This window comes from Streptomyces sp. NPDC048504, assembly GCF_043200035.1.
Classification (GTDB): domain Bacteria; phylum Actinomycetota; class Actinomycetes; order Streptomycetales; family Streptomycetaceae; genus Streptomyces.
This window is the reverse complement of record NZ_JBICXA010000040.1, coordinates 1-10396: the sequence shown is the minus strand read 5'-3', so window position 1 is coordinate 10396 and position 10396 is coordinate 1. Positions and strand designations below refer to the sequence as shown.

Sequence of the window (10396 nt, the reverse complement as noted above, 5' to 3'; positions counted from 1 at the left end):
GAGCTCACCAACCACATGGCCGGTGGCACCGAACTCGCCGCGCTCAAGCACGAGTTGTCCCAGGTCCGCGGCGTCGACGTCGAGGAACTCCCCGAGGAGGCCGCGCTCAAAGTCGGCTGACCCGCACAGCGGTTGGGGGCGGTACCGGACCGGTACCGCCCCCAACCGCTGTGCCTCGTCAGGTCTGACGAAGCACCGTACTCGGCCGTACCGGGAACCCCGCCGCCCGATAGCAGTCGTCGATGAGCCGCATCGTGGTCAGCGCGTCGTCGGCGTACAGCACCAGCGGCGCACCGCGCCTCAAATGGGCGGCGAAGGCCTCCAGTTGGTAGGTGTACGACGACCGGCGGCCCATCTCCTCCGTACGTTCACCGGCCGCCGTACGCACGATGACCCGGTCATCGAGGTGGGGCTGCACGAAGTTCATCACCGTGGCCTCGCCGCGTGAGCCCACGACGCGGCAGGTCATCTGCCAGGTGTCGTGGGCCATGTGGCAGCGGGCGCTGCCCGTGGCGCCGCCCGGGAACTCCAGGTCCGCGTCCAGCCATGCGTCGATTCCTGGTGCGCCGGTCTTCTCGCCGCCGCGTGCGGCGATCAGCCGGGGTGCCCCGCCCGCCCAGGGGGCGAGCATGCGCTGGGCGTGCAGGCTGTAGCACCCGAGGTCCATCAGGGCGCCGCCCGCCAGGGGGAGCGACCACCGTACGTCGCTGTCCGGGGGCGCGGGCATCGCGACCATGGTGTCGACGTGCCGGAGATCGCCCAACTCCCCGCTGTCCAGCAGCTCGTGGAGACGCAGGACGACCGGGTGGAACAGGTAGTGGAAGCCCTCCATGAACACCGTGCCCGCCTCGGCGACGGCCTTGTGGACCTCGGCCGCCTCCGTCGCGTTGCTCGCGGACGGCTTCTCGGTGAGGACGTGCTTGCCGGCGCGGAGGGCGGCCAGGTTCCACGGCCCGTGCAGGCTGTTGGCCAACGGGTTGTAGACGACCTCGATCTCCGGGTCGGCGACGAGGTCGGCGTAGGAACCGACCGCCCGCTCAACGCCGTGCTCGGCCGCGAAGGTCTCGACGCGGTCGCGGTCGCGGGCGGCCACCGCGACGAGGCGGTGGCCGGTCGCCCGCGCCGGCCCCACGATCGACAGCTCGGCGATCCGCGCGGCGCCCAGGACGCCGATGCGCAGGGGTTCGTCCGTCGTCACTTACGCACCTCTTCGAGTCGTACGGGACGGTGTTCGTGCAGCGACAGGGTGCACGCCTCGGCGATCCAGCTCGCCTCGACGGCGTCGGCGACCGTGCACGGGGAGGTACGGGTGCCGGCCACCACCTCGGTGAACGCGGTGAGTTCGGCGCGGTAGGCGGCGGCGAACCGGTCCATGAAGAAGGTGTGCGGAGTGCCGGCCGGGAAGGTCGCGCCCGGCTCCACGGACCGTAGCGGCAGCTTGTCCTCCAGGCCGACCGCGATGCTGTCCTTCATGCCGTGCAGTTCGAGGCGTACGTCGTGACCGCGGGCGTTGTGGCGGGAGTTGGAGACGACGGCGATGGTGCCGTCGTCGAGGGTGAGCAGGCTGGACGCGGTGTCGACGTCGCCCGCGTCACGGATGTGGTCCGCGCCGCGGTTGCCGCCCGTTGCGTAGACCTCGACCACCTCGCGGCCGGTCACCCAGCGCACGATGTCGAAGTCGTGCACGGCGCAGTCGCGGAAGATGCCGCCGGAGACGGCCACATAGGCGGCCGGCGGCGGGGCGGGGTCGAGCGTGGTGGACCGTACGGTGTGCAGGTCGCCGAGTTCACCGCTGACCACGACCCGGCGTGCGGCGACGCAGCCCGCGTCGAAGCGGCGGTTGTAGCCGATGTGCACCTCGACACCGCTGCCCTCCACCGCGCGCAGCACCTCCAGGCTCTCCTCGACGCCGCGGGCCACGGGTTTCTCGCAGAACACGGGGATGCCCGCCTTCACGGCGGCGTGGATGAGTTCGGGGTGTGCGTCGGTCGCGGCGGCGATCACCACACCGTCGACTCCTGCCGCGAGCAGGGCCTCGGGGGAGTCGGCGGGGAGGGCCCCGAAGCGTTCGGTGGCGGTGGCGACGGCGGCGGCCACCGGGTCGGTGACCACCAGGGAGTCCACGGCGTCGAGCCCGGCGAGGGTCTCGGTATGGAAGGCGCCGATGCGGCCCAGTCCCATGATGCCTATGCGCATGAGAGTCGTGCTCCTTCTGCCGGCGCGCGGCTCAGTCCTGGCCGCCGAAGACGTTCTGGTCCCAGTCGACGACCGAGCCGGTCACCACGCCGCTGCGGTCGGAGAGCAGGAACACGACGAACTCGGCGATCTCGTCGACCTGCCCCAGCTTGCCCATCGGCTGCGATCGGGCGGCCTGCTCGCGCCAGTCGTCGCCGGCGCCGTGGAAGGCGCGTTGGGTGGCGTCCTCGCCCTCGGTGTCGGTCCAGCCGATGTTGACGGTGTTGATCCGGATCCGGTCGAAGCGGTGGGCGTGCGCGGTGTTGCGGGTCAGGCCCGCGAGACCGGCCTTGGCCGTGGAGTACGGGGCGAGGTAGGGCGGGCCGCCGTGGGCGCAGTTGGAGCCGATGTTGACGATCGTCCCCGGCGCCGAGCGGGAGGTCATGTCGGCCACGGCCGCCTGCATCGCGAAGAACGGTGCTTTGAGGTTGATCGCCATGTGCTGGTCGAACAGCTCGGGTGTGGTGTCCAGCAGCGAGCCGCGTGACGTCAGCCCCGCCGCGTTGACGAGGCAGTCGATCCGCCCGTGGGCCTCGACGGTCTGTACGACGCTGTCGCGTGCCTGTGCCGGATCGGAGAGGTCGGCCCGCACGAAGCGGGCGCCGGTGTCCGCGGTGAGCTTCTCGCCCACCTCGGCGCGGCGGCCGGTGAAGACGACGGTCGCGCCTTCCCCTACGGCCGCCCGCACGACACCGGCGCCGACGCCCTGGCTGCCTCCGTTGACGAGGACGACTCTGTCCTCAAGCAGTCCCATGAGTGTGATGTGTCCTTTTCGGCTTCGGTTTAGCTCTGGCGGCGCTTGGCGGCGGCCTGCAGTTCGTGGCGCAGCCGCTCCGCGTCCCACTCCTCCGCGACGGCCTGGTGGAGGGTGTCCGCCTGCGAGGGCGGGGCGAGACCCTCGACCGGCGGGTCGAGGTCGAGGTTGGTGGGGAAGGGGTAGCCCTCGGCGGTGGCGGCGATCACCCGGCGCAGCCAGTCCGCGGAGACACCCTCGGCCTTGCGGCTCAGCAGCACCGGGAACAGGGCGTTCGCCATCGCCTCGCGGTCCACCGTCTCCATGGCACGCCCGAAGGCGGAGGAGATCTGCAGCAGATTGGCCATGCGCTTGATCTCGGCCGAGCGGTTGTGGCCGGCGGCGTGGAAGAGCGCCGGGTTGAAGAAGACCGCGTCGCCCTTCTCCAGCGGCAGTTGCACGTGGTGCGTCTCGAAGTACTCGACGAACTGCGGGAGCCGCCACGCGAGATAGCCGGGCTCGAACTTCTGCGAGTGCGGCAGATAGAGGGTCGGGCCGGACTCGACGGGCATGTCGACGTGGGCCACCGCGCCCTGCAGGGTCAGCACCGGCGAGAGCCGGTGGACGTGCGCCGGGTAGGCCGCCGCCTGCTCCTGGGAGAGGAAACCGAGGTGATAGTCACGGTGCACGCTCTGCGCCGCGCCGCCCGGGTTGACCACGTTGAGCTGCGAGGTGACCTGGTAGGCGGGGCCGAGCCAGGCCTGCGAGATCAGCTCCAGGATGTCGTTGGCGTAGTAGTCGGCGAACGCCTCGGGCGCCCGCACGGCGATCTTGTCCAGGGCGTTCCACACACGGTCGTTCGCGCCGGGCTTGGCGAAGTGGTCGCCCTGGCCCGCACCGCTCGCGCGCTCCTCCTCGATCAGCGCGCGGAAGGCGTCGGACGCGCGGTCCACGACGGCCTCGTCCGAGAAGGCGCCCTTGAGGACCACGATGCCGGGCCCGGCGAGCAGCGCCCGCACCAGCTCGCTCTGCACGTCCCGGCGGCCCTCGGCGGTGGCCGCGAGAGCACGGAGCCGGGCGCTGTCGTAGAGCGGGACGTTCTGCTCGATGCGCTCGGCCGAGGGATGGTCGGCGATGTCGGTGCGCTGCTCCACGAGTGAGCGGAACGCGTCGAGATCGCAGTCCGCCTCGGTCAGCCAAGTCCGCGTCCTTGCGGTGATGGGAGACATCCGGGTCCCTTTCGCTGTCAGTGCGTTTCTGCCAGTCTTGATAAAACAAACCCATCATTCAATGCCTCTCGCTACATCAAAAGTGCATCATCGGTCTAGGGGATCACTCATGCGACACCGGTACCCGATCAGGGAAATCGCCCGTCAGGCCGGGCTGAGCACGGCCACTGTCGACCGTGTCCTCAACCAGCGGGGCAATGTCACGAAGAGCACCATCAGGGAGGTGCAGGAAGCCATCAAGGACCTGGACCGCCAGCAGAGCCAGGTCCGGCTCGGCGGCCGTACCTTCATGATCGACATCGTGATGCAGACGCCGGAGCGGTTCTCCACCGCCGTACGGGACGCACTCGAAGCCGAACTGCCCTCCCTGCACCCCGCCCTCGTACGCTCCCGCTTCCACTTCCGCGAGACCTGCCCGCCCGCCGAACTGATCGCGACGCTGGACGGGATCGCGAAGCGCGGCTCGCAGGGTGTGATCCTCAAGGCCCCCGACGAGCCGGAGATCGCCGCCGCCGTCGGGCGGCTGGTCGCGGCCGGCATCCCCGTCGTCACCCTGGTGACCGATCTGCCCCACAGCGCACGCCTGGCCTACGTCGGCATCGACAACCGCGCGGCCGGCGCCACCGCCGCCTACCTCCTCGGACAGTGGCTCGGCAGGCGGCCCGGCAAAGTGCTGACCACCATCAGCCGGGGCTCCTTCCGGGGCGAGGAGGAACGCGAGATGGGCTTCCGCAGCGCGATGCGCCTCGCCGACCCCAGACGGTCCCTGGTGGAGGTCACCGACAGCGACGGCCTGGACGCCACCCAGCACGAACTCGTCCTGAAGGCACTGAAACAGGACGAGGAGATCATCGCCGTGTACTCGGCGGGCGGCGGCAACCTCGCCACCCTCGACGCCTTCGACGCGCTGGGCCGGGAGTGCGCGGTGTTCATCGCCCACGACCTGGACCACGACAACACCCGGCTGCTGCGCGAGCGCCGCCTGTCCGCGGTCCTCCACCACGACCTGCGCCAGGACATGCGGCGCGCCTGCCAGATCGTCATGCGCGCCCACAAGGCCCTCCCCGACGACGGCCCGACCCTCCCCTCGGCGATCCAGGTGGTCACCCCGTTCAACCTGCCGCCGGGGGCACCGTCCGTACCGGTCGTCGACTGAACCGGGCGCACACTGTGGGGAGTTGGGGTCAGCGCTCGTAGACGCCGGTCAGTCGGCCGCGGCCGAGGACGGATGCCGTGATCGTGGGCAGGAGGGCGCGGGGGCGTGCCCGGTCCACCGGCGTCGTACCGGAGGCGCTGTCCACGGCGGCCGAGAGGGCGAACAGCTGGAACACATAGCGGTGCGGGCCGTGGCCCTTGATGGGCGCGGGACCGTGGTAGCCGCGTCCGATGGTGGAGCGGAGCACCCCCACGCCGGGGCCGGGCCGGCGGTACGACAGGGCACCGGGCTCCAGGTGTCCGGCCGTTGGGTCGATCAACGCGAGGCAGTGCACGGCCGGCTTGGCGATCGGGACGTCGATGTCCTCGACGACCAGCAGGAGTTGGGCGGTGCCGGGCGGGAGCGGGGCCCAGGCCAGCTGGGGCGACAGGTCGGCGCCGCCGACGGTCTTAGCGCACTGCTTCAGCGGCATGGTGTCGCCGTCGCCGAAGTCCTCGCTGGTGAGCGTCAGTTGCTCGGGGCCCTGGAGGTTGGGCAGGTTCCACGCCGTGTGGGTGTCGCCTGCTCTGCGGTTCTTCAGGAGTCGGCCGAGCAGGGTCATCGGGTCGCCTCCACCATGTCGACGACCTCGGCGGCGGTCGCGGTCTCGCCGAGCTTGGGGAAGACGCGCTCGACGCTGTGGCGATGGGCCTCGGGATCGGGATCGCCCATGGCGTCGGTGGCCAGGACGACGTGGTAGCCGTGGTCGGACGCCGAGCGTGCCGTCGACTCGACGCCCGAGCTGGTCGCGATGCCGGTGAGCACGACCTGTGTGACGCCCAAGTCCCGTAGGAGCGTGCCGAGTCCGGTGTCGTGGAACGCGCTGCGCCGCCGCTTGGTGATCAGGTGGTCCGTCGGCTGAACGTCGAGTTCGTCGATGAGGTCGGCCCAACCAGCTGGCAGGGCAAGGGTGTTGGCGGACCGTCCGGTGTCGGTACGTCCCGGCGCGCGTCCGGTGACGTTGACCAGGACCACGGGGAGACCGTGCCGCCGGAACTCGGCGGCCAGGTGGGTCGCCTGCTTGACGGCGGCCGTGACCGGGGCGTCGGTGAGGGCTGAGACGATGCCCTTCTGCAGGTCGACCACGACGAGCGCGGCGGTGGGGTCGATCGTTGTGAGTGGCATGGGAGTTGGATCTCCTGGGGATGTCTTTGGTGCCTTGGATGCCTTGGATGTCATTTGTTCGGTCGTGCGAGGGCGTTGTCGGTGGCGGCCTTGCGCGGTCCCGGAGTCCTGGCTGTGGGGCGGGTGCCGGCGCCGCGCAGCAGGGAGGCGATCGCGGCGAGGAAGGCGAGGCCGGCGGCGAAGGCGAACACGACGACCAGGCCCGAGTGGAACGGCCCCGATATCAGACTCGGGAAGAACTCGCTTCCGGTGAGGGTGCGTTGCTGCGCCGCCGTCAGATGGGTCAGGACGCCGCTGGGCTGGAGCAGGTGCTGGATCGGGTTGACGCCCAACTGTGCGGCGAACAGCGAGGAGACCGGGGGCAGTCCGGCGACCTGGGTGGCCAAGTGGGCCGGTACGCCCTGCTGTTGGAGCCCGGTGGTGAGGCTGGCCGGGAGACTCCTGGCCAGCCCGGCGATCATCAGGGAGAAGAACACGCCGATGGAGACGGCGGTGCCGGAGTTCTGGAAGGTGGCGCGCATGCCGGAGGCGACTCCGCGCAGCCGGGCGGGCACACTGCCCATGATCGAGGAGGAGTTGGGGGAGGCGAACATCCCGCTGGCTATCCCGTTGAGCGTGATCAGCAGCGCGAAGATCCAGTAACTGAAGTCGATCGGCAGGCACATCAGCCCCAGGAAACTCGCGCCGAACAGCGCCGCGCCGCCGGTGGCCAGCCCCCGCGAACCGAGCCGGTCCGACAGATACCCGGATACCGGTCCCGCCGCCAGGAAGCCCGCGGTCAGCGGCAGCATGAAGATGCCGGCCCACAGCGGAGTGTCGCCGTAGTCGTAGCCGTGCAGCGGGAGCCAGATGCCCTGCAGCCAGATGATCAGCACGAACTGCATGCCGCCCCGGCCGATCGAGATGGCCAGGCCCGCCAAGTTGCCGAAGGTGAAGGCCCGTTGGTGGAAGAGGCTGAGCTGGATCATCGGGGCGGAGACGCGGTTCTCGATGACGACGAACGCCGCCAGGAGAAGCAGCCCGCCGGCGATCAGTGCCTCGACCAGCGGGTTGGTCCAGCCCATGGTGTGGCCGCCGTACGGCTGGAGGCCGGCGGTGATCGCGATCAAGGATGCGCTGAGGCCCACCGCGAAGGTGATGTTGCCCCACCAGTCGATCCGGCCGCCCTCGCGCTTGGCGGTCTCGCGCAGGGTGCGGTAGGCCCACACCGTGAAGAACACGCCGACGGGCACGTTCACCCAGAACACCGCCCGCCAGTCCCAGGCCGACAGCAGACCACCGGCGACGAGACCGATGAACATGCCGCCCAGCGCGGCGACTTGATTGATGCCCAGGGCGAAGCCGCGCTGCTCCTCGGGGAACGCGTCGGTCAGGATCGCGGCCGAGTTCGCGGTCAGCATCGAGCCGCCGACGGCCTGCAGCAGCCGCCAGGCGATCAGCCACATCGCGCCGTGGCCGCCGTCGAAGGGATCGAAGGACAGCAGGACCGAGGCGACGGTGAAGACCGCGAACCCGGAGTTGTAGATCCGGACCCGGCCGTACATGTCGCCGAGGCGCCCCACCGTGACCACCAGGACGGCCTGGACCAGCCGGTACCCCATGATCATCCACAGCAGATAGGCGATGTTGCCCGGCGCGAGGGGGTCCAGGTGGACACCCCGGAAGATCGCCGGCAGCGCGATCAGCACGATGGAACCGTCCAGCGCGGACATGAAGACCGCGGCGGTCGTGTTCGTCAGCGCCGTCCACTTGTACCGGTCGTCGGCGGTCGGACGGCGCGGGCCGCGCGTCTTCGAAGGATCTGTCATCGGTCTGCTTCCTCGTGGCTCCGTCGACGTCAGATGTGCTGGGCCAGTCGCTCCAACAGCGGTGCGGCAGCGGCGAGTTGCTCCAGCTCCGTCGGGGTGAACGCGCCGCCGGTCAGGGCTCGGGCGAGGAGTTCGGCCCGCGCGTTGCGCTTGTTCCGCAGCGCCTGCCGGCCCGCGTCGGTCACCGTCAGCACCACGCGCCGGCCGTCGTCCGGGTCCGGGCGGCGTTCGACCAGGCCACGGGTCCGCAGCGCGTTGAGCGTCGCCCCCATGGCCTGCGCGGTGATCTGTGCCTCCCGGGCCAGCGCGGACGAGGTGGTGGGGCCCGCGCGGTCCAGCCGTGACAGGGCGCTCCGCTCGGGCATCGTGAGCCCGCCCTCGACCGGCACTTGCCGGGCCCGCCGTACCAGCACGCCGATGCTCGCGAGCAGGGCGGAGGCGACCGCGTTCGGATCCAGGTCGTCGTTCATGTACTAAGGCTACTTTATAAAGCGGCCTTAGTACATGGACGGGGGAAGTGTGCGCAGGGCGTTCCATGCCACCGCCGTGCACAGTGCGGCGAGCGGCAGTTCGAGGCAGGCGGCCATCAGCACCGCCACGAGGACCGCGCCGGGGCCGGCGGTCAGTACGTCGAACCACGCGTCGACCGTCAGCAGGACCGCCGTGGCCGGCGCCACGGCCACCCGCCGCCGGTCGCGGCGGGCCAGTAACAGGCCGGTACCGACAAGGCCTGTCGCCTCCATCGCGTCCAACCCGATCCACGCCACGCGGTGTGCGCCCGCCACACGCGCCAGCACGAAGATCCAGGGAACCAGGGCCAGTCCGGCGGCGGTGAGCACACGGGCGGACCACTTCCAGCAGGGTGTCGTCGTCATGCGGACAAGGCTTCTCGGGATGAACTCCCAGGTCAGTAACGTGGATTTCCGACCTGAGGGTGGTGCTGGGTACAGCACGAAGCGGGCACCATCTGCATGGTCCGGCGGTCCACCAGCGTTCTACGGTGTGCGCATGGGCCTTCTCACCGCGCTGCGCGGCGCGTTCGCACGCGTGGGCCGCGCGACGGTCTTCAACCTCGCCGGCGTACTGCTGCAGGTGCTTCCCCTGCTGCTGCTCGCGGAACCGTGGCTGTTCTTTCCCGACCCGAACGCCGTACCGGAGGTCCAACTGACAGTCTGTGCACCGCTGTTGGTGGTCATTTACGTCACCGGCGCACTGACCGCCGTCCAGCGCCGCAGGTTCGCGTCACTTGCGGGCGTCGACATCCCGCTGCTCCCCCTCGCGCAGCGCAGGCCGACACTCCGTGGAGCGATGAACTGGCTCCGCTCCGGGGGAACTTGGCGACAGCTCGCCTACCACCTCCTCGTGGGGCCGCTGGTGTCGTGCGGGACGCTCGTCACCGTCGTGCTGTGGAGCTGGGGCGCGTTCGCGGGGACCGCTCTGGTGTGGATGTGGGGTGTGCCCCCTGAGCAGCGGCTGAAGTTCCTGGAGACCTCCACGGAGGCCGTCTACATCAACGCGTCCGGTATTGCTGCCTTGTTGCTCGCCGGGTGGCTGACTCTCGTCCTCGTCCGCCTCGACACCCGCGCCGCACTGGCCCTGCTGGGCCCCAGCCGGACCGAACAGCTCACGCGCCGAGTCGAGGACCTCACCGAGAGCCGGGCCGGAGCCGTGGACGCCGCCGACGCGGAACGCAGGCGCATAGAAAGGGACTTGCACGACGGGGCACAACAACGTCTGGTCTCCCTCGCCGTGAACCTCGGTATCGCCAGGGCGACGCTCACCGACCTCCCCGACGAGGCCAGACAGGTCATCGACCAGGCCCACCGGGAGGCGAAGGAGGCGATCGACGAGCTGAACAACCTGGTGCGCGGGCTGCATCCGGCCGTCCTGGACGACCGGGGACTGGACGCGGCCCTGTCCGGCATCGCGGCGCGCGGCCCGCTGCCGGTGCGGCTGTGCGTCGACGTACCCCGGCGACTAGGCCGTTTCTGATGGCTCTTGGACGGTGTCACGGAGCCAGATGACGATCGCGGTGACGGTCAGGGTGCCGTTGAAGATGTAGTCACGTTTG

General features: G+C 70.2%; 11 protein-coding genes and 1 pseudogene. 3 read left to right on the top strand and 9 right to left on the bottom strand.

What is annotated here, in order from left to right; translation table 11 throughout:
• Nucleotides 1-120, top strand: a pseudogene (locus tag ACGFY9_RS48770) (sugar ABC transporter ATP-binding protein); the annotation flags it as partial.
• Nucleotides 121-178: 58 nt separating this feature from the next.
• On the opposite strand, the gene ACGFY9_RS48765 reads toward ACGFY9_RS48770, so the two are convergent.
• From ACGFY9_RS48765 to ACGFY9_RS48750, 4 genes are read right to left on the bottom strand one after another with little or no spacing between them, the layout of a single operon-like run.
• A complete protein-coding gene (locus ACGFY9_RS48765) occupies nt 179-1198 on the bottom strand; it encodes a Gfo/Idh/MocA family protein (RefSeq protein ID WP_393765628.1) in 1020 nt (339 codons plus the stop codon).
• Complete coding sequence (locus ACGFY9_RS48760) at nt 1195-2196, bottom strand: Gfo/Idh/MocA family oxidoreductase (RefSeq protein WP_393765627.1); 1002 nt, start codon at nt 2194-2196, stop codon at nt 1195-1197. The genes ACGFY9_RS48765 and ACGFY9_RS48760 overlap by 4 nt, the downstream gene beginning before the upstream one ends.
• Before the next feature lie 31 nt (nt 2197-2227).
• Nucleotides 2228-2989: an SDR family oxidoreductase gene (locus ACGFY9_RS48755; protein ID WP_393765625.1), complete on the bottom strand. Its 762-nt coding sequence runs from the start codon at nt 2987-2989 to the stop codon at nt 2228-2230.
• Between the two features lie 29 nt (nt 2990-3018).
• On the bottom strand, nt 3019-4197 hold the full coding sequence (locus tag ACGFY9_RS48750) for a phytanoyl-CoA dioxygenase family protein (RefSeq protein ID WP_393765623.1): 1179 nt from the start codon (nt 4195-4197) through the stop codon (nt 3019-3021).
• A 109-nt stretch (nt 4198-4306) separates the two neighbouring features.
• Here ACGFY9_RS48750 and ACGFY9_RS48745 point away from each other — a divergent pair, with 109 nt between their 5' ends.
• Complete coding sequence (locus tag ACGFY9_RS48745; RefSeq protein WP_393765621.1) at nt 4307-5353, top strand: LacI family DNA-binding transcriptional regulator; 1047 nt, start codon at nt 4307-4309, stop codon at nt 5351-5353.
• A 28-nt stretch (nt 5354-5381) separates the two neighbouring features.
• On the opposite strand, the gene ACGFY9_RS48740 is transcribed toward ACGFY9_RS48745, so the two are convergent.
• The 5 genes from ACGFY9_RS48740 to ACGFY9_RS48720 are packed head-to-tail and all read right to left on the bottom strand — an operon-like array spanning nt 5382 to nt 9200.
• Complete coding sequence (locus ACGFY9_RS48740) at nt 5382-5954, bottom strand: YbhB/YbcL family Raf kinase inhibitor-like protein (protein ID WP_393765619.1); 573 nt, start codon at nt 5952-5954, stop codon at nt 5382-5384.
• The gene (locus tag ACGFY9_RS48735) at nt 5951-6517 is read right to left on the bottom strand and encodes a cysteine hydrolase family protein (protein WP_393765617.1); all 567 of its coding nucleotides are present in this window, start codon (nt 6515-6517) and stop codon (nt 5951-5953) included. Before ACGFY9_RS48735 ends, ACGFY9_RS48740 begins: the two co-directional genes overlap by 4 nt.
• Before the next feature lie 50 nt (nt 6518-6567).
• On the bottom strand, nt 6568-8325 hold the full coding sequence (locus ACGFY9_RS48730; protein WP_393765615.1) for an MFS transporter: 1758 nt from the start codon (nt 8323-8325) through the stop codon (nt 6568-6570).
• Between the two features lie 29 nt (nt 8326-8354).
• The gene (locus tag ACGFY9_RS48725; RefSeq protein WP_393765614.1) at nt 8355-8795 is read right to left on the bottom strand and encodes a MarR family winged helix-turn-helix transcriptional regulator; all 441 of its coding nucleotides are present in this window, start codon (nt 8793-8795) and stop codon (nt 8355-8357) included.
• Nucleotides 8796-8822: 27 nt separating this feature from the next.
• Complete coding sequence (locus ACGFY9_RS48720; RefSeq protein WP_393765612.1) at nt 8823-9200, bottom strand: hypothetical protein; 378 nt, start codon at nt 9198-9200, stop codon at nt 8823-8825.
• A gap of 133 nt (nt 9201-9333) precedes the next feature.
• Here ACGFY9_RS48720 and ACGFY9_RS48715 point away from each other — a divergent pair, with 133 nt between their 5' ends.
• Complete coding sequence (locus tag ACGFY9_RS48715) at nt 9334-10317, top strand: histidine kinase (protein ID WP_393765610.1); 984 nt, start codon at nt 9334-9336, stop codon at nt 10315-10317.
• Nucleotides 10318-10396: the final 79 nt, after the last annotated feature.